This is a genomic window from Burkholderia sp. AU16482 (assembly GCF_002223285.1).
GTDB classification, from domain to species: domain Bacteria; phylum Pseudomonadota; class Gammaproteobacteria; order Burkholderiales; family Burkholderiaceae; genus Burkholderia; species Burkholderia semiarida.
Window position 1 is genome coordinate 778,329 of the sequence record NZ_NKEY01000006.1, and the last position, 25,652, is coordinate 803,980.

General features: G+C 68.6%; 23 protein-coding genes and 1 pseudogene. 19 read left to right on the forward strand and 5 right to left on the reverse strand.

Going from position 1 to position 25,652, the window contains the following annotated elements:
* The first annotated feature begins 8 nt into the window (after positions 1-8).
* Together CFB35_RS20900 and CFB35_RS20905 are read left to right on the forward strand one after the other, a co-directional pair.
* Positions 9-1,031, forward strand: a complete 1,023-nt coding sequence (locus CFB35_RS20900; protein ID WP_059583082.1) for a DUF2891 domain-containing protein — start codon at positions 9-11, stop codon at positions 1,029-1,031.
* A gap of 156 nt (positions 1,032-1,187) precedes the next feature.
* Complete coding sequence (locus CFB35_RS20905) at positions 1,188-2,252, forward strand: asparaginase (RefSeq protein ID WP_089465527.1); 1,065 nt, start codon at positions 1,188-1,190, stop codon at positions 2,250-2,252.
* A gap of 58 nt (positions 2,253-2,310) precedes the next feature.
* On the opposite strand, the gene CFB35_RS20910 is transcribed toward CFB35_RS20905, so the two are convergent.
* On the reverse strand, positions 2,311-3,285 hold the full coding sequence (locus CFB35_RS20910) for a LysR family transcriptional regulator (RefSeq protein ID WP_059582480.1): 975 nt from the start codon (positions 3,283-3,285) through the stop codon (positions 2,311-2,313).
* 142 nt (positions 3,286-3,427) lie between these two features.
* On the opposite strand from CFB35_RS20910, the gene CFB35_RS20915 reads away from it, so the two are divergent.
* On the forward strand, positions 3,428-4,834 hold the full coding sequence (locus CFB35_RS20915; protein ID WP_059582478.1) for an aspartate ammonia-lyase: 1,407 nt from the start codon (positions 3,428-3,430) through the stop codon (positions 4,832-4,834).
* A 77-nt stretch (positions 4,835-4,911) separates the two neighbouring features.
* On the forward strand, positions 4,912-6,417 hold the full coding sequence (locus tag CFB35_RS20920) for an amino acid permease (protein WP_059582475.1): 1,506 nt from the start codon (positions 4,912-4,914) through the stop codon (positions 6,415-6,417).
* Positions 6,418-6,490: 73 nt separating this feature from the next.
* Here the strand turns inward: CFB35_RS20920 and CFB35_RS20925 are convergent, their stop codons facing one another.
* Positions 6,491-7,174, reverse strand: coding sequence for an alpha/beta hydrolase (locus CFB35_RS20925; protein WP_089465528.1), 684 nt, complete (start codon positions 7,172-7,174; stop codon positions 6,491-6,493).
* Positions 7,175-7,433: 259 nt separating this feature from the next.
* Between CFB35_RS20925 and CFB35_RS20930 the strand changes: the two genes are divergently transcribed.
* The 9 genes from CFB35_RS20930 (at position 7,434) to CFB35_RS20970 (ending at position 15,174) form a co-directional block, all read left to right on the forward strand.
* Positions 7,434-7,676 carry an antitoxin gene (locus CFB35_RS20930; RefSeq protein WP_089465529.1) on the forward strand — a complete coding sequence of 81 codons (243 nt, stop codon included), beginning with the start codon at positions 7,434-7,436 and terminating at the stop codon, positions 7,674-7,676.
* Complete coding sequence (locus CFB35_RS20935; RefSeq protein WP_089465530.1) at positions 7,673-8,080, forward strand: type II toxin-antitoxin system VapC family toxin; 408 nt, start codon at positions 7,673-7,675, stop codon at positions 8,078-8,080. The genes CFB35_RS20930 and CFB35_RS20935 overlap by 4 nt, the downstream gene beginning before the upstream one ends.
* 399 nt (positions 8,081-8,479) lie before the next feature.
* Positions 8,480-10,867 (forward strand): MCP four helix bundle domain-containing protein, encoded by a 2,388-nt coding sequence (locus tag CFB35_RS20940; protein ID WP_089465531.1) that lies wholly within the window; start codon positions 8,480-8,482, stop codon positions 10,865-10,867.
* Positions 10,868-10,889: 22 nt separating this feature from the next.
* Entirely contained in the window at positions 10,890-11,618 is a 729-nt protein-coding gene (locus CFB35_RS20945) for a methyl-accepting chemotaxis protein (RefSeq protein ID WP_059583079.1), read from the forward strand.
* Positions 11,615-12,196 carry a hypothetical protein gene (locus CFB35_RS20950; RefSeq protein ID WP_059582463.1) on the forward strand — a complete coding sequence of 194 codons (582 nt, stop codon included), beginning with the start codon at positions 11,615-11,617 and terminating at the stop codon, positions 12,194-12,196. The genes CFB35_RS20945 and CFB35_RS20950 overlap by 4 nt, the downstream gene beginning before the upstream one ends.
* Before the next feature lie 22 nt (positions 12,197-12,218).
* On the forward strand, positions 12,219-13,178 hold the full coding sequence (locus CFB35_RS20955; RefSeq protein ID WP_059582458.1) for a chemotaxis protein CheX: 960 nt from the start codon (positions 12,219-12,221) through the stop codon (positions 13,176-13,178).
* 36 nt (positions 13,179-13,214) lie between these two features.
* Positions 13,215-13,580 (forward strand): response regulator, encoded by a 366-nt coding sequence (locus CFB35_RS20960; RefSeq protein ID WP_059583076.1) that lies wholly within the window; start codon positions 13,215-13,217, stop codon positions 13,578-13,580.
* 146 nt (positions 13,581-13,726) lie between these two features.
* Complete coding sequence (locus CFB35_RS20965; protein WP_089465532.1) at positions 13,727-14,197, forward strand: DUF3592 domain-containing protein; 471 nt, start codon at positions 13,727-13,729, stop codon at positions 14,195-14,197.
* Positions 14,198-14,220: 23 nt separating this feature from the next.
* Positions 14,221-15,174 carry a hypothetical protein gene (locus tag CFB35_RS20970; protein ID WP_089465533.1) on the forward strand — a complete coding sequence of 318 codons (954 nt, stop codon included), beginning with the start codon at positions 14,221-14,223 and terminating at the stop codon, positions 15,172-15,174.
* A gap of 21 nt (positions 15,175-15,195) precedes the next feature.
* Here CFB35_RS20970 and CFB35_RS35635 read toward each other — a convergent pair.
* Positions 15,196-15,376 (reverse strand): annotated as a pseudogene (locus tag CFB35_RS35635) (LysR family transcriptional regulator); the annotation flags it as partial.
* A 205-nt stretch (positions 15,377-15,581) separates the two neighbouring features.
* Here CFB35_RS35635 and CFB35_RS20980 point away from each other — a divergent pair.
* A complete protein-coding gene (locus tag CFB35_RS20980) occupies positions 15,582-16,376 on the forward strand; it encodes an enoyl-CoA hydratase (RefSeq protein WP_059639275.1) in 795 nt (264 codons plus the stop codon).
* A gap of 196 nt (positions 16,377-16,572) precedes the next feature.
* Here CFB35_RS20980 and alr read toward each other — a convergent pair whose 3' ends face one another.
* On the reverse strand, positions 16,573-17,694 hold the full coding sequence (alr, locus tag CFB35_RS20985) for an alanine racemase (RefSeq protein ID WP_059582448.1): 1,122 nt from the start codon (positions 17,692-17,694) through the stop codon (positions 16,573-16,575).
* Between the two features lie 301 nt (positions 17,695-17,995).
* Here alr and CFB35_RS20990 point away from each other — a divergent pair, with 301 nt between their 5' ends.
* Entirely contained in the window at positions 17,996-18,367 is a 372-nt protein-coding gene (locus CFB35_RS20990) for an MAPEG family protein (protein ID WP_059582445.1), read from the forward strand.
* Between the two features lie 46 nt (positions 18,368-18,413).
* Here CFB35_RS20990 and CFB35_RS20995 read toward each other — a convergent pair whose 3' ends face one another.
* Entirely contained in the window at positions 18,414-19,361 is a 948-nt protein-coding gene (locus CFB35_RS20995; protein ID WP_059582443.1) for a LysR family transcriptional regulator, read from the reverse strand.
* Positions 19,362-19,480: 119 nt separating this feature from the next.
* Here CFB35_RS20995 and CFB35_RS21000 point away from each other — a divergent pair, with 119 nt between their 5' ends.
* From CFB35_RS21000 to CFB35_RS21015, 4 genes are all read left to right on the forward strand, one after another.
* Positions 19,481-23,020, forward strand: a complete 3,540-nt coding sequence (locus CFB35_RS21000; protein WP_059583073.1) for an ABC transporter ATP-binding protein — start codon at positions 19,481-19,483, stop codon at positions 23,018-23,020.
* 186 nt (positions 23,021-23,206) lie between these two features.
* A complete protein-coding gene (locus tag CFB35_RS21005; protein ID WP_059582440.1) occupies positions 23,207-23,584 on the forward strand; it encodes a hypothetical protein in 378 nt (125 codons plus the stop codon).
* 15 nt (positions 23,585-23,599) lie between these two features.
* Complete coding sequence (locus CFB35_RS21010; RefSeq protein WP_059582437.1) at positions 23,600-24,934, forward strand: aspartate aminotransferase family protein; 1,335 nt, start codon at positions 23,600-23,602, stop codon at positions 24,932-24,934.
* Between the two features lie 25 nt (positions 24,935-24,959).
* Positions 24,960-25,514 (forward strand): carboxymuconolactone decarboxylase family protein, encoded by a 555-nt coding sequence (locus CFB35_RS21015; RefSeq protein ID WP_089465534.1) that lies wholly within the window; start codon positions 24,960-24,962, stop codon positions 25,512-25,514.
* Positions 25,515-25,652: the final 138 nt, after the last annotated feature.

Here is a 25,652-nt window from a genome sequence, read left to right on the forward strand (position 1 = left end):
AGATCCTCATGACCGACCGACTCACCCCCGAACTCGCGTCGAAATTCGCGTCGCTCGCGCTCGCGCACCTGACTCGCGAATATCCGAACAAGCTCACGCACGCGCTCGAGGGGCCGCACGACGTGCAGGGCCCGCGCGCGCTGCACCCGATCTTCTACGGCAGCTACGACTGGCACTCGTGCGTGCACGGCTACTGGCTCGTGCTGCGCGTGCTCGAACGTTACCCGGCATTGCCGGAGGCCGAGCGCATCGTCGCGATCGTCGACGCGCACTTTACCGACGCGAACGTCGCCGGCGAGCGCGCGTATCTCGCGCTGCCGCACAACGCGGGCTTCGAGCGGCCGTACGGCTGGGCATGGCTGCTCGCGCTCGCCGCGCAACTCGAGCGGCTTGCGCTGAAGGGCGCGCTGCCGCAGGCCGCGCGCTGGGCGAAGACGATGGCGCCGCTGGCCGACCTGTTCGTGTCGCGCTTCGAGACTTTCCTGCCGAAGGCCACCTATCCGCTGCGCGTCGGCACGCATTTCAACACCGCGTTCGCGCTGGCGCTTGCGCTCGATTTCGCCCGTGACACGCAGCGCGACGGGCTCGCCGCGCTGATCGTCGATACCGCGAAGCGCTGGCACCTGAACGACGTCGCGTGCCAGGCGTGGGAGCCGTCGGGCGATGAATTCCTGTCGCCCGCGCTGATGGAAGCCGAACTGATGCGACGCGTGCTGCCGGCCGCCGAATTCGACGGCTGGTTCGCGCGCTTCCTGCCCGATCTCGCGCGCGGCGAGCCGGCGACGCTGTTCGAGCCGGCGACCGTCAGCGACCGCAGCGACGGCAAGATCGCGCACCTCGACGGGCTGAACCTGAGCCGTGCGTGGTGCCAGCGGTCGCTGGCCGGCGCGCTGCCGCAAGGCGATGCGCGGCGCGCGAAGCTGCTCGACGCGGCCGAACGGCATCTCGCGAGCGCGCTCGCGCACGTGGCCGGCGACTACATGGGCGAGCACTGGCTCGCCACGTTCGCGTTGCTCGCGCTGGACGCGTAGCGCGCCACGGGCGTTCGTGGGGCGCGCTTGCCTTTGCGTCGCATGCAACACCGCTTTCCATGTCAGGGCCGACGCGCGGCGGCGACGACTCGCTACACTGCCGTACCGGTTGGACGGGCCCCGGCGTCAGGCCCCCGAGCAAGGAGACAAAAGAGGATGGACACCCCACGCGCAGCGGTCGTCACGTACCGCGGCAATGCGATCGAGAACACGCACGTCGCCCATGTGGCGGTCGTCGATGCACGCGGCCGGCTGCTGGCCCGGTTCGGCGATCCGTTCCGGATGACGCTCGCGCGGTCGGCGGCCAAGCCGGCCCAGGCGCTGTCGGTGATCGAGACGGGCGCGCCGGAGCGCGTCGGCTTCGACGACGCGGACATCGCGCTGATGTGTGCATCGCACAGCAGCGAGGACCGTCACATCGAACGCACGCGCGCGATGCTCGCGAAGGTCGCCGCGCACGAAGCGGATCTGCGCTGCGGCGGCCATCCGCCGTTGTCCGACGCGGTGTACCGTTCATGGATCAAGCGCGACTACACGCCGACCGGCGTATGCAGCAACTGTTCGGGCAAGCATGTCGGGATGCTGGCCGGCGCGCAGGCGATCGGCGCGGCGATCGCCGATTACCATCTGCCCGACCATCCGATGCAGGTGCGCGTGAAGCAGGTGGTGGCCGATGCGTGCGGCCTGCGCGACGATGAAGTCGTCTGGGGCATCGACGGCTGCAACCTGCCGACGCCGGCGTTCCCGCTGGATCGGCTGGCGCGCCTGTACGCGTCGCTGGCCGACGGCGCGGACGCGGTGGAAGCGGGCGGTGCCCAGGTGACGGACCGGATCCGCGCACTGGCGCGCATTCATCGCGCGATGACCGCCCATCCGGAACTGGTGGCGGGTGAAGGGCGCTATTGCACGGTACTGATGAACGCGTTCGGCGGGCAGGTGGTCGGCAAGCTCGGCGCGGATGCGTGCTACGGGATCGGCGTGCGCGCGTCGGAACGCACGCGGCAACTCGGCGCGGATGGCGCGCTCGGCATCTCGGTGAAGATCGAGGACGGCAATCTCGACGTGCTGTACATGGTCGTCAGCGAAATCCTCGAGCGGCTGCAGATCGGCACGGCCGAGCAGCGTGCGCAACTGGCCGGCTTCCACCGCCCGCCGATGCTCAACACGCAGGGCGTCGAGTTCGGGCACGCGACGTTCCCGTTCGAATTGCAGGCGGCCTGAGCGCGGTTACCGCGCCGATGCCGCCGGCCCGTGACTCGGGCATGCGCATCGGCGCGCGCTACGCGCGTGCGCCGCGAATCCTCGCGAGTTCGCGCGCCGACAGCTCGCCGATCTGCGCGAGGTGTTCCACCAGAAAGTCCTTCAGCACGCGCAGCTTCGCCGAGCTGCGCCGGTTCGCCAGATACGCGATGTAGATGTATTCGCCGGTCAGCCGGTTCTGCAGCCGGTGCCGCGGCAGCACGGGTTCGAGCTCGCCGCTCGCGAGCAGGTCGCGCACGAGCCAGATTTCGAATTCCGCGATGCCAAGCCCCGCGCAGGTCGCTTCCAGCAGCAGCTCCGAATGGTCGGTGACGAGATTGCCGGCCGGCAGCACGCTGTGCCGCGCATCGCCGCTCACGAGCTCCCAGCGCGGATCGCCTTCGGGGTGCACGTAGCGCAGGCAGTTGTGGTGCTTCAGGTCGTCCGGCGTCGCCGGGCGCCCGCAGCGGTCGAGGTAGCCGGGCGTCGCGCACAGGATGCTGTCGTTGCGCGACAGCCGGTGGACGACCAGGTTGTCCAGGTAGTTCTCGCCTTCGTGGATGTCGAGATCGAAGCCGCCGGCCACGAGGTCGTTGTGGTTGTCGGTCAGCCGCACGTCGAGCTGGATCGTCGGATAGCGCGCCAGAAACGGCGCGATCAGCGGCGCGAGATGACGGCGGCCGAACGCGACGGGCGCGGTGAGCTTCAGCGGGCCGCTCGGCTGCGCATTCAGCTCGGCGACGACGCGCAGCGTGTCGTCGAGATCGGCGATCAGCGTGACCGCACGTTCCAGGTAGATATGGCCGGCTTCGGTGAGCGTCACGCTGTGCGTCGAGCGGTGCAGCAGCGCGACGCCGAGTGCCTCCTCGATCGCCGTGACCTTGCGCGCGACGGTGGACGTCGACACGTGCATCTCCTTCGCCACCGCCGAAAAACTCCCCGTTTCGACCACGCGCACGAACGCGCGCATCGCGCCGAGGTGATCGATGCCGGTTTCTCTCGCACCTTTTTTCATTCGATTCTCGCTGTTGCGTCCCACGCAAAACCGCTTTCGATAATACAGAAGCGAGCTTGTTTTTGCAAAGGCATAGAATGCGAACCCGTCGCGTCGGGAAGCGGCTGCCGGCGAGCGGCACGAGACATTTCAGGAGGGCACGATGGCAGAAAGCGGCTTCCGCGTCGAAGCGGATCTTTTAGGGAAACGAAGCATTCCGGCTACCGCGTATTACGGCGTCCATACGCTGCGCGCGAAAGAGAATTTCGACATTTCGGGCCGCACCATCGCGTCGCTGCCGTACCTCGTGATGGCGCTCGCGGCCGTGAAGGAAGCGGCGGCCGACGCCAATTGCGAACTCGGTCTGCTGCCGCGGCCGTACCGCGACGCGATCGCCGCGGCGTGCGTCGAGATCCGCGAAGGGCGGCTGCACGACCAGTTCGTCGTCGACATCATCCAGGGCGGCGCCGGCACGTCGACCAACATGAACGCGAACGAGGTGATCTGCAACCGCGCGCTCGAAATCATGGGGTACGCACGCGGGCAGTACGAATATCTGCATCCGAACGAGCACGTCAATCTCGCGCAGAGCACCAACGACGTCTATCCGACCGCGATCCGGATCGCGACGTGCTTCGCGGTCGAGCACCTGCTCGAGGCGATGGCGCGGCTGCGCGATGCCTTCGCGGAGCGCGCCGACGCGTTCGCCGGCTTGCTGAAGCTCGGCCGTACGCAGTTGCAGGACGCGGTGCCGATGACGCTCGGCCAGGAATTCTCGACCTACGCGGTGATGCTGACGGAAGACATCGCGCGGCTGCAGGAGGCCGGCTGGCTGATTCGCGAGATCAACCTCGGCGCGACCGCGATCGGCACGGGCATCACCGCGCATCCGGAGTACGCGGAGAAGGCGCTGGCCGCGCTGCGCCGCATCACCGGGCTCGACCTGAGCACCGCGCCGAACCTGATCGAGGCGACGCAGGATTGCGGCGCGTTCGTCCAGGTGTCGGGCGTGCTCAAGCGGATCGCCGTCAAGCTGTCGAAGATCTGCAACGACCTGCGGCTGCTGTCGAGCGGCCCGCGCGCGGGCTTCGGCGAGATCAACCTGCCGCCCGTGCAGGCCGGCTCGTCGATCATGCCCGGCAAGGTGAATCCGGTGATCCCGGAGGTCGTCAACCAGGTCGCGTTCGAGGTGTTCGGCAACGACGTGACCATCACGTTCGCGGCCGAGGCCGGCCAGCTTCAGCTCAACGCGTTCGAACCGGTGATCGCGAGCGCGCTGTTCCGCAGCTTCAGCCATCTGACGGCCGCCTGCACGACGCTCGCGCAGCGATGCGTGAGCGGCATCACCGCGAACCCCGAGCGGCTGCGCGAAACGATGGAGCGCTCGGTCGCGCTCGCCACCGCGCTGAATCCGTACATCGGCTACAAGCGCGCGACCGCCGTGGCCGCCGAAGCGCACGCGACCGGCAAGTCGATCCGCGAGGTCGTGCTGGCGCGCGAACTGATGACCGAGGCGCAACTCGACGAAGCACTGCAGCCCGAAGCGCTGATCCGGCCGCGCGTGTTCTGACGCCGGCCGGGTCGCGGCCCAACCGAAAGCGCTCCCGCAGCGGGGCGAAACACATCGACAAACAACGGAGACTCACGATGAAACACCCCACCGAGCGCCCGGCCGGTCCGGCCGGCGGCGCGGATGCCGCGCATGCCGATCCCGATGCGATGTTCGCGTCGCACGAAGCCGGCTATGCGAAGCAGTTGAAGCCGCGGCACGTGCAGATGATCGCGATGGGCGGTGCGATCGGCACCGGCCTCTTTCTCGGCGCGGGCGGGCGCCTGCAAAGCGCGGGGCCGGCGCTCGCGCTCGTGTATCTCGTGTGCGGCGTGTTCGCGTTCCTGATCATGCGCGCGCTCGGCGAGCTCGTGATGCACCGGCCGACCAGCGGCAGCTTCGTGTCGTACGCACGGGAGTTCATGGGCGAGCGCGCATCGTTCGTCGCGGGCTGGATGTACTACCTGAACTGGGCGACGACCGGCATCGTCGACATCACCGCGGTCGCGATCTACATGAAGTACTGGGCCGTGTTCACCGACGTGCCGCAATGGGTGTTCGCGCTCGGCGCGCTCGGGATCGTGTCGGTGATGAACATGATCGGCGTGAAGGTGTTCGGTGAGATGGAGTTCTGGTTCTCGCTCGTGAAGGTGGGCACGCTCGCGGTGTTTCTCGCGGTCGGCGCCGTGTTTCTCGCGAGCGGCCATCCGGTGGCGGGACAGATGACGGGGCTGCATCTCGTCGCGGATCACGGCGGGATCTTCCCGCACGGGATCCTGCCGGCGGTGCTGATCGTGCAGGGCGTCGTGTTCGCGTACGCGAGCATCGAGCTCGTCGGTGTCGCGGCGGGCGAGACCGCCGACGCGCGCAAGGTGCTGCCGAAGGCGATCAACAGCGTGATGTGGCGCATCGCGCTGTTCTATGTCGGCTCGGTCGTGCTGTTGACGCTGCTGCTGCCGTGGACGGCGTACAGCGCGCACGAAAGCCCGTTCGTCACGTTCTTCAGCAAGCTGGGCGTGCCTTACGTCGGCACCGTGATGAACGTCGTGGTGCTGACGGCCGCGCTGTCGAGCCTGAATTCCGGCCTTTATTCGACGGGCCGCGTGCTGCGCTCGCTCGCGATGGGCGGCTCGGCGCCGCGCTTCGTGTCGCGGATGAACGCCCGCGGCGTGCCGTACGGCGGCATCCTGATCACGGTCGCGATCAATGCGATCGGCGTGCCGCTGAACTACATCGTGCCGGCCCAGGCGTTCGAGATCGTGCTGAACATGGCGTCGCTCGGGATCATCACGACGTGGGGCTTCATCGTGATGTGCCAGATCCTGTTCCGCCGCGCGGTCGATCGCGGCGAGATGAAGGCCGTGTCGTTCCGGATGCCCGGCGCGCCGTTCACGTCGTGGCTCACGCTCGCGTTTCTCGTCGGCGTGCTGGTGTTGATGGCGTTCGACTATCCGGGCGGCACGTGGACCATCGCGACGATTCCCGTCGTCGTGCTCGCGTTGGTGATCGGCTGGAAGCTGGCGAAACGTGGCGCCGAGCGCGAGCGGGCGGCGGCGGTGCCCGCATCCGTGCGTGGCGTGGCGGATCCCGCGCGGAACGCGTGACGAACGCGTGACGTCATGCGCCGGGGGTGCCGGTCCGTTCGCGGGCTGGCGCCCCCGGTCCGTTTGGTTCGAGTCAGTTCAACCCGGCGCGCTCACCGACCCATCGGCTGAAATCGCCGGCCATCTCCGCGGTCAGCTCGTGGCCGGCCGCATACAGCCGCGTGTCGTGCGCGACGCCGAGCGCCGTCAGCTTCGCGTCGGCCGTGTCGGCCCATGCGACGGGCAACTTGTCGTCGAAGCGGCCGTGCATCACCAGCGCGTGCAGCGTGCTCAATGCATCGCGCGGCGCGATCAACGGATCGATTTCCGGCAGGATGCGCCCGCACAGCACGGCGAACGCGCTCACGTCGCCCGGCGACGTGAGGCCGACGCTCGCGCTCATGATGCCGCCCTGGCTGAAGCCGGCGATCACGGTCGGCAACGCGGGGGCAGCGCCATCCCGCGCGCGGAGCGCATGCAGCAGCGTGATCAGTTGCACGCGGCTCTCGTCCGCACGCGCCGGATCGATTTCAGGGCCGTTCGGGCCGAAACGCACCGGAAACCATGCATGCTGATTGGGCCCGAACGTGAGCGGGCCGCGCAGGAACGCGATTTCGATGCGCGGATCGATCGTGTCGGCCACGTTCAACAGGTTGGTCTCGTTTCCGCCGACGCCGTGCAGCAGCAACAGGCGGGCGGCCGGGCCGCCAGTGGCCGGACGCAGCCGGTATTGAAGGCCGGATTCGGGCTCGGTGGTCAGCGGCAGGACGTCGGTCATTGCGTGGGTCCGAAAGGGGAGCGATGCAACAGTCTAGAGCGGGCGGATCGGGAGGGGAATCGCCGGGGCGGGATTGATTGTTTCGTGACCGGAACGAATCGGGGCCCGGTACGTTGCAGGAACGGATCGCGACGTCACGCGATCGGGCATGGGCCGGCGGCCCCGGCAATCCGTTCACGCCAGGCCGATCGGACGACTCGTCATTCTCACGTTCAATTGATAAAATAGATACATTCTGTAGATACGTGAGGGCGGGAACATGGATACTGCAAAGCTCTTCAAGCATGGCGGTTCGCAGGCCGTCCGGCTGCCGAAGGAATTTCGCTTCGATACGGCCGAGGTCCGCATCCGCCGCCACGGGGCGTCCGTCGTTCTCGAGCCGATGCCGCAGGACTGGGCCTGGCTGACACCGCTGATCGGCCCGGTCGACGCCGATTTCGAGGCTGCCGCGACTACGCAGCCGTCCGCTCAGGAGCGAGCGGGCCTGGATGTGTTCGAATGAAGTTCCTGCTCGATACCAACGCGGTGATCGCCATTCTCAAGGGCGAGCCGGCGATGCTGGCCCGTCTGCATGCGTGGCAGCCGGCCGATTTCGGCATCCCGGCGATCGTCGCGCACGAGCTTTACTACGGCGCGTACAAGAGCCAGCGCGCGGCGGCGAACGCCGCGCGTGTCGACGCGCTGCAGTTCGAGGTCGTGCCGTTCGACACCGAGGATGCGCAGCATGCGGGCGAAATTCGTGCGCATCTGATCGCGGCCGGCACGCCGATCGGCCCTTACGATGCATTGATCGCAGGGCAGGCGCGTGCGCGGCACCTGGTGCTCGTCACGCACAACGTCCGCGAATTCGAGCGCGTTCCGCGGCTGCAATTCGAAGACTGGCTCGCCGAGCCGAACGAAGGCTGAACAGTCGATCATGCGGTGGACACACTGACGAACCAGCCGGGCGAACGCTGCAACGATTATAAAAAATACCAAAACAAACCGGCTCGTCGATAATGGGCAAACGTTTTGCCGGCATTCAATAAAACGGATTTTGCGGAGCCGGCATAAAACAATAAATATCCGCTATTTCGACGATTGCTCAGGCGCAGCTTCCACGCCGGTAAGGCGGCGCGAAGTTAACGGCAAATCCGCAAAAGACTTTAGGCTTTTCCCCGCACAATTATTCATTCCATTTTCCTCAATGACCGATTGATTTTCGGTCATCGGACCGTCATACGCCATCCCCGATAATTCGGCGCTCACACTCTTTCAATAGACAAAAGGGCGATCGCACCCGGATCGCCGCGGGGAGCTGTACTCATGACCATCCGTCATCGCATTACGCTGCTAGTCGTCCTGACGTTCTTCGCGCTGTCCGCGATCGGCGTCTATGCCGTGTACCAGACGCGCAAGAGCGCGTCCGAGGTGCGTCAGGTCACCCAGGGCATCGTGCCGAGCGCGCTCGCGTCGGCCGATCTCGTCGCCGAGGTGAAGAATATCCAGATCGCGGCGATGACGCTCGTCTACGCGCCCGACGCGAACACCGCCGCCCAGGCGCGCGACGAGCTGAAGGCGAAGCAGGCCGCGCTGCGCGCCGCGCTCGACGCGCAGGCGAAATCGGCGGTCGGCCGCGCGCAGGAAGGGCTCGTCACGCAGGCGAAGGACAGCGCCGCCAACTATTTCGCGGCGATCGAAGACACCGTGAAGATGAAGACGGACGGCAAGGCCGAGATGGCGCAGGCCTACCTGTTCGCGAACGTCGCGCAGTATCGCGACGAACTCGAAAGCATCGTCGACACGCTGCGCGTCGAGAAGAACCGCCAGAAGGACGACGCGATCGGCGCGCTGAACGGGATGCTCGCGACCACGGCCACCGCGATCGCGGGCGTCGCCGGCACGGTGATCGTGCTGCTGACCGCGCTCGGCTTCGTGCTGTATCGCCAGATCACGCGCCCGCTGATCGGGATGCAGACGGCGATGAGCGAGATCGCGACGAGCCAGGATTTCACACGCCGCGTGCCGGTGGGCCGGATGGACGAAATCGGCCATTCGATTGTCGCGTTCAACGGGATGATCGAGAAGATCCAGGAGAACGCCGCGCAACTGAAGCAGAAGACGGCCGATATCCAGGCGATGCTGCAGAACATGCAGCAGGGCATCCTGACCGTCGTCGAAGGCGGCGTCGTGCACGCGGAATATTCGGCATACCTCGAAACCATCTTCGAGACGAACGACATCGCCGGCCGCGACCTGATGGCGCTCGTGTTCGACGATTCGGCGATCGGCGCCGACGCGCGTTCGCAGGTCGACGCGGCCGTGCACGCGTGCCTCGGCGAGGACAGCATGAACTTCGAGTTCAACGAGCACCTGCTCGTCAACGAAGTCGCGAAGCGAATGCCGGACGGCCGCGAGAAGTGGCTCGACCTGAGCTGGTCGGCGATCACCGACGAAACCGACACGGTGGTGCGCCTGATGCTGTGCGTGCGCGACGTGACCGAGATACGCGCGCTGACCGCGCAGACCGGCGAGCAGCAGCGCCGCCTCGAGATGATCGGCGAGATTCTGTCGATCAGCCAGGACAAGTTCCACGACTTCGTGCACAGCGCGAAGGGCTTCCTCAGCGAGAACGAACGGATGATCCGCCAGCACGAGCGCGCCGATCACTCGATCGTCGCGGCGCTGTTCCGCAACATGCACACGATCAAGGGCAATGCGCGCACGTACAGCCTTCAGCACCTGACGAACATCGTCCACGAAGCGGAGCAGGCGTACGAATCGCTGCGCCGCGCGGACAGCGGCCCCGAGTGGAATCGCGACGCGCTGATGGAGGATCTGGCGCGCGTACGCGAAGCCGTCGACCACTACGCGACGATCAACGCGGTCACGCTCGGCCGCGGCGGTGAGCCGGCACCGAATGGCGCCGATTTCCTGATGGTCGAGCGCGCGCGCATCAGCGAGAGCCTGCGCGTGCTCGACGGCGCCGATCCGGCGAACGCGTCCGACTGGCATGCGGCGCGCGATGCGGTGCGCCGCATGCTGAGCCAGCTCGGCACGCAAGGGATCGGCGAGGCGCTCGGCGGCGTGATCGAGTCGCTGCCGTCGCTCGCGGCCGAGCTCGGCAAACCGGCGCCCGTCGTGCATATCGACAGCCACGGCCAGCGCGTGCGCAGCGAGATCGTCGCGACGCTGAAGAACGTCTTCATGCACCTGCTGCGCAATGCGATCGACCACGGGATCGAATCGTCCGACGAGCGGCGCGCGGCCGGCAAGGCGGCGTCCGGCACGATCGACATCGCGGTCGGCGTGGGCGGCGGCGAACTGTGGTTCGTGCTCGGCGACGACGGCCGCGGCCTCGCGCTCGACCGGATTCGCGGCATCGCGCGCGAGCGTGGCTGGATCGATGCCGCGAGCGAAGCGGCGATGTCCGACGAGGACGTCGCCGAGCTGATCTTCCGGCCGGGCTTCTCGACCGCGCAAGCGGTGACCGAAGTATCGGGGCGCGGCGTCGGCATGGACGCGGTGCGCAATTTCCTGAAGCGCGACGGCGGCGATATCGCGCTGCGCTTCACCGACGATCGCGTCGGAGCGCCGTATCGCGCGTTCGAGACGATCGTGTCGCTGCCGGCGCGCTTCGCGGCCGACGGCGCCGCGCATGGCGCGGGGCACGCGCAGCCGGCGCGCCTCGCGGATATCGGCGCGGCGGAGTGACGGCGTGATCGTGCAGGCGTGGATGATTCAGATGGCCGCCGCGCTCGCGGGCGGCGTGGTCGTCGCGGTGGCGGCGGCGATCGTGTGTCGTGTGATGCGCCAACGGCTCGTCGCGTCGATGGAGCGCGACGCGCATGCGTTGCGCGGTGCGCTCCACGCGGCCGAGGCCCGGGCGGAAGAGACGGCGTCGGCGCATGCGCAAGCGGCCGACGCATGGGCGCAACGCGAGGCGCAACTGGAAGAGGCGCTGGCGCGCGAGGTGTCCGAGAGCGCCGCGCAGCGCGACGCGTTGCAGGCGCTGTCGGCCGACCGCGCGGCGCTCGCGCAGCATGCGATGAAGATCGCCGACGAAGCCGCGCGCCTGCGCGGGCTCGCCGGGACGTTCGAGCGCTGGCACGAGCAGATGATCTCGCTGACCACGCAGAACCAGGACATGCGCGCGAAGAACCTGGAGCTGTCGGCGATCGTCGCGCACGTGTCGATCGTGTCGCTGAACGCGTCGATCGAGGCGGCGCGTGCCGGCACGGCCGGGCGCGGCTTCTCGATCGTCGCGAGCGAGGTGCGCGGGCTGGCCGCGCGTTCGCAGGAACTGTCGAACAGCTATCGCGACAGCCTGAACCGCAACGATCTCGTGACGGCCGCGACGTTCCAGGACATTCAGGCCGGCGGCAAGATGATCACGGCCGCGCTCGCGACGGTCGAGACGCTGGCCGGGCAACTGCACGCGCGGATCGAAGGAGCGGCCCCGTGATCAGCGCGCAGGCGAGGGCCGGTTTCGAGCGGATCTTTTTCGATGCCGCGCGCACGCGGCTCGCGGCCGGCGGCGCGTGCGACATCCGGCCGGCCGCCGGGCACGCACACGACGCGCCCGATCGCATGCACGCGAAGCCGCGCTCGAAGCCGACGGTAGCCGAACATGTGGTCGTGCTGACGATCTCGGCGCTGCATTTCCGCCTGCTGCTTGCGCTGCGCTTCAGCGACGACGACGCGACGCGCCGCCATTTCGCCGGCGCGACGGCGGGCGCGAGCAGCCAGCGGCCGCTGACCGACGCGTTCATGGAAGTCGCGAACCTGTGTTGCGGCGCGATCAACCAGGCGCTGACCGCACCGTTCCCCGATCTCGGGATGTCGACGCCTTGCCTGCTGAGCGGCGTGAGCATCGACGCCATGCACGCGCTCTCGCCCGATTACGTGGCCGCGTACGACCTGACGCTCGACGGCGACGTGCGGGTCGGCGCGACGCTGTGCGTGTGCGCGAACGCGCCGGTCGATTTCCATGTGCCGGAAACCGCCACAGCGGAGAGCGGCGGCGAGCTCGAACTGTTCTGACCGACCATCAGGAATCCATCCGATGACCGAAGACCAACCCGTCAGCAAGGTACTCGTGCTCGACGACAGCCGCGTGCATGCCGACGCGATCAAGCGTTTCTGCGACGAGCACAATCTGGTCGGCCTGACCGTGCGGCGCAGCCGGCTCTTGAAGGTGCTGCGCTCGAACATCGATCTCGGCGCGATCCTGCTGGCCGAGGATTACGGCGGCTCGCCGGCCGAGAGTGCGATCATCGCGACGCAGATCGACGCGCTGCGGCCCGAGTTGCCGATCATCCTGCGCCGCGAATCGCTCGCGTCGCGCGACGGACTGCCCGATGCGCTCGCGCGTGTGGCGTGCGCGGCCTACGTCGCCGACGACATGACGCCGCTCGCGCGCGCGATCGACGAATACCTGTTCGGCCGCGACTACCCGAACGCGCTGGTGCGCGGCATCTCGGAGATCACCGAGGCGCGCATCGACGGCCTGTTCCCGGGCATGACGATCGAGCACGACACGCCGTGCATCGTGCGCGACCAGATCATCTTCGGCGAAGTGTTCAGCCTGATCGCGCTCGAAAGCGCGTGGTGCCGCGGCTACATGCTGCTGCAGACGAGCGAGCAGCCGCTGCTCGACATGCTCGGCGGCACGCGCGACAGCGGCCGCGCGCCGGATTTCCGCGACGTGAACAGCGTGCTCGGCGAACTGACCAACCTCGTGTGGGGCGCGTTCAAGAACCGCTATCTCGGCAACGCCGAGGCGCTGGCGCGCCATCCGGTGCAGGTGCCGCTCGTCGTCAATCACAAGCAGAAGTTCATCTCGTTCGGCGGCGACTGTCCGCAGCTCTGTTTCAAGTACCGGATGACCGATCCGGCTTCGGGGCGCTCGGTCCGTCTCGACCAGCGCTTCGTGTTCAGCCTGAGCTGGTCGCCGGAGGATTTCCGCGAATCGGTGCAGGACGTCGGGCCGATGGTCGAAGCGGGCGAACTCGAACTGTTTTGAATGTTGAAGTCGGCAACGACGAAAGGGGAATACGACATGGCAAAGATTCTGGTGGTGGACGATTCGGGCACGGTGCGCGACGAAGTGGCCGGCTTCCTGCGCGATCACGGGCTCGACGTCGCGACGGCCGTCGATGGCAAGGACGGGCTCGCGAAGCTCAAGGCGACGCCCGGCGTGCGCCTCGTGATCAGCGACGTGAACATGCCGAACATGGACGGCCTGACGATGGTCGAGAAGATTCGCGGCGAACTGGCGAACACGGCGGTCAACGTCGTGATGCTGACGACCGAAAGCAGCCCGGCGATGAAGGCGCGCGGCAAGGCCGCCGGCGTGAAGGGCTGGATCGTGAAGCCGTTCAAGGGCGATGCGGTGCTCGACGCGCTGAAGAAGCTCGCGGGCTGACGCGCCAGCGGGCCGTCGAACGGTTGCGCGCGCAATTTACAGCGCGCCGCGATGTCCGTATCCTGCCGGATGCCGAGGGCGGCGTGGCGGCGCATCATGCGCCGCCACGCCCGGCATTGACGAACATCAGGAACGGAACGAAACCGATGGCATCCGAATACGGGCGACCCGCTGTGCGGCACACGGAGACGCTGATCGCGAAGGGCGTCGTTTTTACCGTCGTGGGCACGTGCGTGCTTATCGGCGTCACGTTGCATGCGCAGTCGACGCGCGAATTTCTGCGCGCGTCGGTCGCCGTACCCGGGCGCGTCGTCAAGCTGAACGCAGGCCAGCATCATCCGGAGATCGCGTTCACGACGCTCGCGGGCGAGCAGGTCGAATATGCGCAGGGCGGCGAGGTCAGCGTGCAGGACGGCGCGACGGTCGAGGTGCGCTATGCGCCGGACGCGCCGAGGATGACGGCGCGGCTCAATACGTTCGGCGCGATCTGGGGCGGCGTGCTGACCATCGGCGCGATGGGCGCGGTCTTTTTCGCCGTCGGCGTCGGTCAGTTGTGGTCGGGCGTGCGCGCGTGGCGCAGCGGGCGCAACCGGGTGCGCCCGCCCGCCGCGCACTGAAACACTTCACTGGACATTCCGGCATGACAATTCGCTTGATGCCGTGGCTCGTCGCGATCGGCGCCGCGTTCGCGGGCTGCGCCGCGCACGCGGCGGGCACCGCGCATTCGCTCGATCAGGTGCCCGGGAAATTCGATTCGCCCGACGCCCGCGCCGCGTATGCGCGCGACATGAGCGGCGCGCCGGAAGCGGACGGTTTCGGCGTGCACTTGCCGCCCGGCTTCACGAAGGAGGGGCTGGTGGCGCAGCTTGCGCCCGGCCAGCCGCTTGCGCGTGTCGTGCTGGCCGGCGCGAAACCGTGGCCGCAGCGTCCCGGCGCGTTCGTCGCGATCGTTTGCGTGGCGCCGACCGACGAGTCGGCGCGCGAGGCGCTGCGATTCCGTGCACCCACCGATTGCGAGGGCTTCGACCGCCACGCCGAGGCCGATGATCAGAAGGAACTGGTCTGGCTGGGCGTGTTCGAGCGCGGCCCGGACGGCGTGCCGCGCCTCGTCGCGCGAACCGAACAGCCGCTCGACCAGGCGACCGACTGGAGCAACACGAATCTCGACAGTCCCGACTACCTCGAGGAGGCGAAGCCGCCGGGTGATCGCGTGCTACGTCCCGAGCGGTGGTCGCGGTTCGATCTCGCGCCGTATGCGCTGCGGGCGGGCGATGCCGCGTTCGGGGTGCGGGCGGGCTGGTCGATCGGTTATTCCGGCGGCGGTGCGTCGTTCGAGGCGTTGTACCTGTTCCGGATCGACGGCAAGACGCTGCGCGTCGTGTTCGCGCAGCCGATGATGTTCTACCGGGATATCGCAGGCGATTGGCATCGCAACGGTACGCGCGATCACGACATCACCGAAGGCAGCAATACGCTGAGCGTGCTGTCGACTTCGACGGACGGCTTCCGCGACCTGCAGTTGCGCGAGCGCGGCGGCAAATGGCGCCGGACGTTTCGCTGGTCCGCGGCGGACGGCGCGTATCAGCCGCGCTGACGCACCGGCCCTGGCGGTCCGCTATCGGCCCACGACCGGGCCCGCCGCCGCCGTCGCGAATTCGTCGACGACGGCTTCGATCACCGCCCGTACATGCGGTCTTGTAGAGATCGGCACGGGCGACGAGCCACGCGGTGAAATGATTGCATCGCCGTCCCATCAGGCGCACCAGTTCAGGCTCGGCGTCGGCGCGGAAGCACGGCGCGTAACGGCGCCGTTGACGGGCGAGCGGCATCGCGCGTCGCGCGGTGGCCGGCGGGCCCGCGCGCATGCGCATGCGGCGGCGCGGCTGGACGTCGTGCCGAATGTGGAGGACCATTTCCCCGACATGCCGCGAGCGGGCGGGCGCGATGGCCGCTCGTTCGCATCGCCCCGCAACCCTGCCGAACCCCGTCGAGCCGAACACCATGGAACCCATTCACGAGACAGCCGGGCCGGTCCTGCTGCGCGACGCGCGCGACGGCGTCGTCACGCTGCGCCTGAATCGCCCGCAGCAGTTTAACGCGTTGTCCGAAGCGATGCTTTCGGCCCTGCACGATGCGTTCGATACGCTTGCCGCCGATCCGCACGTGCGCTGCGTCGTGCTGGCCGCCGAAGGCAAGGCGTTCTGCGCCGGCCACGACTTGCGGCAGATGCGCGGCAAGCCCGAACTCGACTACTACCGCACGCTGTTCGCGCAGTGCAGCCGCGTGATGCTCGCGATGCGCGCATTGCCGGTGCCGGTGATCGCGCGCGTGCACGGCATCGCGACGGCGGCCGGCTGCCAGCTCGTCGCCGCGTGCGATCTCGCGATCGCGGCCGATACCGCGCGCTTCGCGGTGTCGGGCATCAACGTCGGGCTGTTCTGCTCGACGCCGGCCGTCGCGTTGAGCCGCAACGTCGCGGCCAAGCGCGCGTTCGACATGCTGGTGACCGGCCGCTTCGTCGATGCGGCGACGGCCGCCGCGTGGGGGCTCGTCAACGAAGCCGTGCCCGAGGACGCGCTCGATGCGGCCGTCGCGCGCAAGGTCGCGGAGATCGTCGCGAAGAGCCCGGCCGCGGTGCGATATGGCAAGCAGATGTTCTATCGTCAGCGCGAGCTGCCGCTCGACGAAGCGTATGCGTACGCGGGCGACGTGATGGCGCGCAACATGATGGAAGAGGATGCGGGCGAGGGCATCGACGCGTTTCTCGAGAAGCGCAAGCCGACGTGGCGTTCGTGATGCGTTGACGGAAGCGGACAGAGCGCGCGTCGGCGCCCGGCGTTGTGCAACGCGCAACGACGTACCGTGTCGTCGCCGGTGCGCGTGGGCGGTTCGCCGCAGAGCTGACGGGCCGCGTGAGGCGGCCGGCCGGCACGCGGCACGGCACGTGCGGCGACGCTGTCACGCATCGCAGCACCGCAGCACCGCCGGCCCGTCAGCGTCCGTAGCTGCCGGTCCGTAGCGCCGGCTGCACGCTCGTCGCCCCGGGCGGCACGATCACGACCGGCACGCGGCGCGCGAGCGCGCACATCAGCTCGTAGCCGATCGTGCCGCTGGCTTGCGCGACGTCATCCACCTTCACCTGGTCGCCCCACAGCTCGACGCTCGAGCCGATGCCCGCGTTCGGGCACGGCGTCAGGTCGACGGTCAGCATGTCCATCGATGCGCGGCCGACGACGCGCGTCATCACGCCGTCCACCGCGATCGGCGTGCCGGTCGGGGCATGGCGCGGATAGCCGTCCGCGTAGCCGCACGCGACGACGCCGATCCGCATCGCCCGATCGGCCGTGAAGCGGCGGCCGTAGCCGACGGTTTCCTCCGGCGCCAGCGTCTGCACGCCGATGATCCGGCTCGTCAGCGTCATCGCGGCCGTCAGCGGCGTGTCGGCGATATGCCGCGAGGCGCCCGTCGGCGAAGCGCCGTACAGAATCGTGCCGGGGCGCACCCAGTCGCGGTGCGCGCGCGGGTGCCACAGCACGGCCGCCGAATTCGACACCGAGCGCTCGCCCGGAATCCCGGCCGTGGTCGCGTCGAACTGGTCGAGCTGCCAGTCGACTTCGCCTTCGTCGGCGTTCGCGAAATGCATCATCAGCGTGATCTTGCCGATCGACGGCGCGCTCGCCGCGCGTTCCCACGCGGCGCGGAACGCGGCCGGCCGATAGCCGAGCCGGTTCATGCCGGAATTCATCTTGAGCTGGATGTCGATCGGCTGCCGCGGCTTCGCGGCGATCAGCAGGTCGAGCTGTTCGTCGCAGTGCACGGCGACCGTCAGCCGATGGTGATCGGCCAGCTCGACGTCGGCGGGCTCGAAGATCCCTTCGAGCAGCAGCACGGGCTTGTCCCAGCCGAGCTCGCGCACGCGCACGGCTTCGTCCAGATCGAGCAGCGCGATGCCGTCGGCGGCCGCGAGGCCCGGGTAGATCCGCTCGATGCCGTGGCCATACGCGTTGGCCTTGATCACGGCCCACACGCGCGATTGCGCGGCGGTGCGGCGGATGAAGTCGAGGTTGTGGCGGACGGCGTCGGGGCGGATATGGGCGACGATGGGACGGGGCATGGCAAGGGCTCGGGTCGGATGTCGTTCGGCGCACGGGGCGCGGAGTGAAACGGCAGGCCGGCGCGATCGCGCGCCCAGCCAGTGTTGAGCGCTATCTTATTGGTGTTAGACCAGTTTTAATTAACGTATTTGTCGATGATTTGGTGGAAATTCGGGTGCTGGGGCTCGCCGCGCACTGCCCACTTCGGCCTGGGCGGCCGAGTCTCCCGTCTAGAAAACCGGTGCGCGAACGGCACGGTGCAATGCTAAGCTCTCGGCGATCTTGTCATTGACCAATGTAATCATAACGGAGGAGACTTGGATGACGACGTCCCAGCTGTGCCTGTTCATCGTGGCGCTGTTGCCGTTCCCGATGACGTTTCTCGCCAAGGCCCGCAAGGGTTACGACAACCGTACGCCGCGCGATTACCTCGCGAAGCTCGAAGGCTGGCGCGCCCGCGCGCAGGCCGCGCATCAGAATTCATGGGAAGCGCTCGCGCTGTTCGCGGTCGCGCTGGTCGTGGCGTGGCACAACGGCGCGAACGTCCATCGCGTCGACCAGCTCGCGATCGCGTTCGTCGCGATCCGCATCGTGTATGCGCTGATGTACCTGTTGAACTGGGCGTCGCTGCGTTCGCTCGTGTGGTTCGGCGGGATGGCGTGCGTCGTCGCGCTGTTCTTCGCGACGCCGTAAGCGGCCGGTCATACGCAAACGCGCTGCCGGCGTTGCATGCGGCCCGTCAGGCCCCGCCCGCGCCCCGTGCGTGACTGTCGTTGGATGCGGGCGCAACGATCTTCGAGACGAACGGCGGCGCGTCCGCTTCGCTGCGCAGGAATGCGATCAACGGATCGAGCAGCCGGTGCCGCGTCGCCGGGTGGCGGCGCAGCACGAAGCGCCACGACGCGTCGCGCGCGAGGCCCGGCACCAGCGGCACCAGACGCCCGCTGCGCAGCTCGGGCTCGATCAGCGGCACGCGGCCGAGCGCGATGCCCGCGCCGCCGACGGCCGCGCCGATCACCTGGCTGAAACTGCTGTAACGGACGATCTTCGTCTCGAAGTCGTCCGGCAAGCCGAACTGCACGGCCCAGTTGCGCCAGTCGATCTCGGGGCTGTCCTCGTGCATTTCCTGCAGCAGCCGCGAGCGGCATACGTGCCCCGACGCGTACGGAAACAGCTCGGGGCTGCAGACCGGAAACACGGTTTCCCGCATTAGCACGTCGTCGTCGGCCCGCAGCCGGTGCGCCGGTACGTGCACGATCGCCAGATCGACGCTGCTGCGCGCGAAATCCGGCTCGTCGTCGAGCACGACCGCGTGCAGCGGGGTGTCGGGATGAAGCGACGAGAATTCCGCCAGCCGGCGCGCGAGCCACATCGACGAAAACGGTGCGTTGGCGGACACGGTGAGCCGTTGCGCGGCACCGCGAATCTCGCTGCACGCGTCGGTGAGACGCGACAGCGCATCGCTGACGGCCGGCAGCAGGCGTGCACCGGCCGGCGTGAGACCGATGCCGCCGAGCCCCGTGCTGCGTTCGAGCAGCCGCGCGCCGAGCGATTCCTCGAGCGAACGGATCTGGTGGCTGACCGCGCTGGTCGACACGTTCAGCTCGACCGCCGCGCGCGCGAACCCGCCGAGGCGGACGGCCGCCTCGAAAGCACGCAGTGCGCTGAGGGGAGGAAGGTGCGACATGCGGGGTATTGTAGTTGACTCAACACCCGTTGAAAAATCATCTTTTGCCGCGCGCGGGCGGCGCGGGTAGCCTCGATCCGGTCAACCAGAACGCAACCAAACACCGACCGGAGGGCTTCATGTATTTCGACCGACGACTATGGGCGATGATGGCGGGACTGCGCTGGCGGGTGGCGGCGGCCGTCGCGCTCGGGCTGCTCGCGATGGGTGTCGGCATCCTCCGCTTCGTGTTTCTCGGCCGCGTGCTGGCGCTGGTGTTTTCCGGCGCGCCGGCGCGCGGCATCGGCGAAGCCGTCGTTGCAACGGCGGCCTGCGTGCTGCTGCGCGCATGGCTCGATCATCGCCGCACGGTGCTCGCGCAGCATACGGCGGGCCGCGTGCAGGCGACGCTGCGCGCGCGGCTGTTCGACCGGATCGCCGCGCTCGGCCCCGCCTGGTTCAGCGGCGAACGCACGGGCGGCGTGATGCTCGCCGTCGTCGACGGCGTCGAGCAGTTGCAGACCTTCTTCGGCGTCTACCTGCCGCAGCTCGTGATCGCCGCGTGCGCGCCGCTCATGATCTTCGCGGTGCTCGCATGGTGGGACGTGCCGACGGCCGCGATCCTGCTCTTCGCGGCGCTCGTCACGCTCGCGTTGCCGCAGCTCGTGCATCGCGCCGACAAACGCGCGGCGCTCGCCCGTTCGGCCGCGTTCAAGGCGTTCGGCGAGGAATTTCTCGACGCGGTGCAGGGCCTGCCGACGCTGAAGGCGTTCGGGCAGAGCACCGCGTTCGGCGCGAAGCTGGCCGCGAAGGCGCGCGCGTTGTCGGACAGCACGTTCTGGGTGCTCGCGCTCGGCCTGCTGACACGGTTCTTCACGGATCTCGGCACCGGCCTCGGCGCGGCCGCGGCGATCGCGGTGGGCGCATGGCGCGTGCGGCACGGCGACATGAGCCTCGAAGCGCTGCTGATCGTGCTGATGGCCGGCAGCGAGATCTTCCGCCCGTTGCGCGACCTGCGCGCGGTGCTGCATCAGGGGATGATCGGTCAGTCGGCGGCGAATGCGATCCACGCGCTGCTCGACGCGGGCGGCGCCGCGCCTCGCGTCGATGCGCCGCGCGTAGCGGGCCTGCGGCCGGAGATCGCGTTCGACGACGTCAGTTTCGCGTATCCGGGGCGCCGCGCGGAGGCCCATGCGGCGCTGAGCTTCTCGGTACGCGCGGGCGAGACGGTCGCGATCGTCGGGCCGAGCGGAGCCGGCAAGTCGACCATCGTGCGCCTGCTGCTGCGCCAGCACGATGCGCAGGGCGGCGCGGTCCGGATCGGCGGCCACGACGTGCGCACGCTCGATGCCGATCAGGTGCGCGAGATGATCGCGGTCGTCGCGCAGGATGCGACGCTGTTCGATGGCAGCGTCGCCGACAACCTGCGGCTCGGCCGCCCCGACGCGAGCGACGCGGAGATGATCGCCGCCGCGCGCGCCGCCAACGCGCACGATTTCATCTCGGCGCTGCCCGATGGCTACGCGACGCGCATCGGCGAGCGCGGGCTCATGTTGTCGGGCGGTCAGCGCCAGCGCATCGCGATTGCCCGCGCGCTGCTGCGCGATGCGCCGATCCTGTTGCTCGATGAGGCGCTGTCGTCCGTCGATGCGGAAAACGAGGCGCTGATCCAGCAGGCGCTGGACCGGCTCACGCGCGGGCGCACGACGCTGGTGCTCGCGCACCGGCTGTCCAGCGTGATCGGCGCCGATCGCATCCTGGTGCTCGACCAGGGGCAGGTCGTCGACGAAGGCACGCACGCGGCGCTGATCGCACGCGACGGCCCGTATCGCCGCCTGATGGGGCCGCAACTGGAAGCGGTCGCCGAATCCGTCGGCGCGGCGACCCCGGCCGGCGCGACCGCGCGCGGGTCGTCGGGCCCGCAGGTGCGGCCGCTGAACGACGACGCGGCGACGATCGGCTGGCCGGAAACGTTGCGGACGCTGCTGCGCTTCGTGCGTCCATGGAAGGGCAAGGTGGTGCTCACCGTGCTGTTCGGGATCGGCCGCGTGCTCGCCTTCATCGGCGTCGGCGTGCTCGGCGCGCGGGTGGTCGGCGCGGTGCCGACCGGTCATGTCGGCACCGGGCTGGTTGCCGCGCTGCTCGTGATCGCGCCGGTCGCGGCCGTGCTGCACTGGCTCGAATCGTGGCTCGCGCACGACATGGCGTACCGGCTGCTCGCGGAAATGCGCATCGCATTGTTCGCGACGCTCGAGCGGCTCGCGCCGGCCGGGCTGCTGCGTCGCCGTTCCGGCGATCTCGTGTCGCTGGCGACGCAGGACGTCGAGACTGTCGAATATTTCTACGCGCATACGCTCGCGCCCGCGTTCGTCGCGGTGCTCGTGCCGGCCGGCGTGCTGGTGCTGCTCGCGTCGGTCGCATGGCCGCTCGCGCTCGTGCTGCTGCCGTTCCTGCTGTGGGCCGGGCTCGCGCCCGTGCTCGCCCGCCGCGACGTCGACCGGCTCGGCACCGGCGCGCGCGAAGCGCTCGGCCGGCTCGGCGCGCACCTGACCGAAACGATCCAGGGGCTCGCGGAACTGACCGCGTTCCAGGCGATCGCACGCCGGCGCGCCGCATTCGTGGCCGAGGCCGATGCGTATCGTCGGCAGCGCGCGAAGCTGCTCGACGATCTGTCGACGCAAAGCGCCGCGCTCGAAGTCGCGAGCGGGCTCGGCGGGCTGGCGGTCGCCGCGCTCGGCGCGTGGTTGTGCGCACGCGGCTGGTTCCCGCACGAGTCGTTGCCGCTGCTGGTGCTCGTCGCGGTGGCCGCGTTCATGCCGGTGGCCGAAATCGGTCAGGTCGCGCGCCAGCTTGCCGACACGATCGCGTCGACGCGCCGCTTGCGCGCGCTGGAGAAGGAGCCCGTGACGGTGACGGACGGCGCGCATGCGATGCCCGGGAATCCGGCGGTACGGTTCGACGCGGTGTCGTTCACGTATCCGGGCCGCGGCGTGCCCGCGATCGACCGCGTGAGCTTCGAGGTGCCGCCCGGCAGCACGGTCGCGCTGGTCGGTGCATCGGGTGCGGGCAAGTCGACCGTCGCGAGCCTGCTGCTGCGCTTCTGGGATCCGCAGCAGGGCCGCGTCACGCTCGGCGGCGTCGACCTGCGCGACCTGCGGCTCGACGATCTGCGGCAGCACATCGCGCTCGTCGCGCAGGATACCTATCTGTTCAACGACACGCTGGACGCGAACATCCGGCTCGCCGCGAACGATGCGTCCGACGCGGACGTGCGGCGCGCGATCGACCACGCGGCGCTCGGCGATTTCGTCGCGCGGTTGCCGGACGGGCTCGCGACGCGCGTCGGCGAGCGCGGCGTGCAGTTGTCGGGCGGCCAGCGCCAGCGTGTGGCGATCGCGCGCGCGTTCCTGAAGGATGCGCCGGTGCTGATCCTCGACGAGGCGACGTCGCACCTGGACACGATCAGCGAGCAGCAGATCCGCGCGGCGCTGGAGGACCTGATGACGCAGCGCACGTCGATCATCATCGCGCACCGGCTGTCGACCGTGCGTCATGCCGACCTGATCCTCGTGATGGAGCAGGGCGCCGTGATCGAGGCTGGCCGCCATGCGGAGCTGATGGCGCGGCAGGGCGCGTATGCGCGGCTCGTGTCGCATCAGGCGAGCGGGGTCGCGGCGTGACGGGGCAGCGAGCGCGGCTGCATCCGGTGTTGTCCGTACCCAGGTATTGACAACATATGTTGTGTGATTGTCTAATTCGTCATCGCGTGTTGCGCGATCGTGACGACGTGCGTCCCGGCATCGTTTGACGGGGCGCGCCAACCCGGCGCACGCTACCTGTCACCGGAGTGGACTCTTTTGCACGACATGCCGCTTTCCCTTTCGCCCGTCATCGCCGGCACGCCGTTCGACATCGGCGTGCGCCTCGGCGAGCTTGCCCGGCCGGTATTCGACGCGTACATGCGGCAGAGCCGTGCATGGCAGGCCGTGCGCGGCTGGCGCGGCCATCCGTTCGTCGCCGACGCGATCGACGAAGCCGCGCTGCTGCGCGTGCTCGGCGATCGTGCACCGGAAGGGCTGCCGATCTACCGCGACGGTCCGACCGATCGCGACGACGAGAACACGCTCGCGACCGCGGTGTTCGAGATTGACGACACCGCGATCGATTTCACCGTCCATCAACACGGCACGCAGCGCTTCGCGACGCGCATCGTGCCGTCCGCGCACGCGCCCAGCGCATCCTGATCCATGAGGCCACGCATGACGACCGTTTTCCATCGCGCCCCGCGCGCCACCTTGCCCGTCGCCGTCGCCGGGGACGGCATCGAGATCGTCGATTCGACCGGCAAACGCTATATCGATGCGTGCGGCGGCGCGGCCGTCTCGTGTCTCGGCCACAGCAACCCGCGCGTGATCGACGCGATCAAGCGGCAGGCGCAGCAATTGCCTTACGCGCATACGTCGTTCTTCACGACCGACGTGGCCGAGGAACTGGCCGACCGGCTCGTCGACGGCGCGCCGGCCGGGCTCGACCACGTGTATTTCGTGTCGGGCGGCTCCGAGGCGATCGAGGCCGCGCTGAAGCTCGCGCGCCAGTACTTCGTCGAGAAGGGCGAGCCGCGGCGCCGTCATTTCATCGCCCGGCGCCAGAGCTATCACGGCAACACGCTCGGCGCACTCGCGATCGGCGGCAATGCATGGCGGCGCGAGCCGTTCCTGCCGCTGCTGATCGACGCGCACCACGTGAGCCCGTGCTATGCGTACCGCGATCAGCAGGCCGGTGAAACGGAGGAAGCGTACGCGCAGCGCCTCGCGGACGAGCTCGAACGGAAGATCGTCGAGCTCGGCGCGGAAAACGTCGCGGCGTTCGTCGCGGAAACGGTGGTCGGCGCGACGGCCGGCGCGGTGCCGCCGGTGCGAACCTACCTGAAAAAGATTCGCGCGGTGTGCGACAAGTACGGCGTGCTGCTGATCCTCGACGAGATCATGTCGGGGATGGGGCGCACGGGTTACCTGTATGCGTGCGACGAGGACGGCGTCGCGCCCGATCTGCTGACGATCGCGAAAGGGCTCGGTGCGGGCTACCAGCCGATCGGGGCGACGCTGGTGAGCGATCGTATTTACCGGACGATCGTCGACGGCTCGGGCTTCTTCCAGCACGGGCACACGTACATCGGCCATGCGACCGCCTGCGCGGCCGCGCTCGAAGTGCAACGCGTGATCGCCGAGGAGAAACTGCTCGACAACGTGAAGGCGCGCGGCGAGCAGTTGCGTGCGTCGTTGCGCGCGCATTACGGTGCGCATCCGCATGTCGGCGACGTGCGTGGCCGCGGGCTGTTCGTCGGCGTCGAGCTCGTGCGCGATCGCGACACCAAGGCGGCGTTCGATCCTGCGTTGAAGCTGCACGCGGCAGTCAAGCGCGAGGCGATGCAGCGCGGCTTGATGGTGTATCCGATGGGCGGCACGATCGACGGCGTGCATGGCGATCACATCCTCATCGCGCCGCCGTTCGTCTGCACCGCGCAGCAGATCGATACGATCGTCGAGCGGCTGTCCGGCGCGATCGGCGCGGCGCTCGCATCGGCCGCCGCGTGAACCCCGACCCCACTGCATTCTCATCATGACAGACAGACTGCCTCCTTTCGATCCCGCGTCGGCCACCGACGAACAGAAGGCCGTGCTCGCCGATATCCTCAGCGGCCCGCGCGGCAACCTGAACGGGCCGTTCCTCGGCTGGATCGCGAGCCCCGAGCTGGCCGAGCACGCGCAGAAGCTCGGCGCGTTCTGCCGTTACCGCACGGGGTTGCCGCTGCGCCTGTCCGAGCTCGCGATTCTCGTGACGGCCGCGCGCTGGCGCTCGCAGGCCGAGTGGCACATCCATCATCCGATCGCGCTCGAGGCCGGCGTGCCGGCCGCGACGGCCGACGCGATCCGGCTCGGCGTCGCGCCCGCATTCGAATCGGACGACGACGCGCTGATCCACGCATTCGCCACCGAGCTGTACGACACGCGCCGTGTGAGCGATGCGACGTTCGCGCGTGCGCGGGCCCGCTTCGGCCACGAGACCGTGGTGAACCTCGTCGCGCTGCTCGGCTATTACGCGCTCGTCGCGATGACGCTCAACACGTTCGATATGCGCGCGGACGGACAAACTGATTTGCCGTTTCCGGAATAATCGCTGCCGGCGCGTGCGGCAGCAGCATGCCGCACGCGCGTCCGGATGGCCCGAAAAGCACGTACGCGCGGGCTTTTCGGCGTTTCGGCACGAATCGTTTCGCGACTTCGGCGTGTTGTAAGGCGTACACAGCACGAC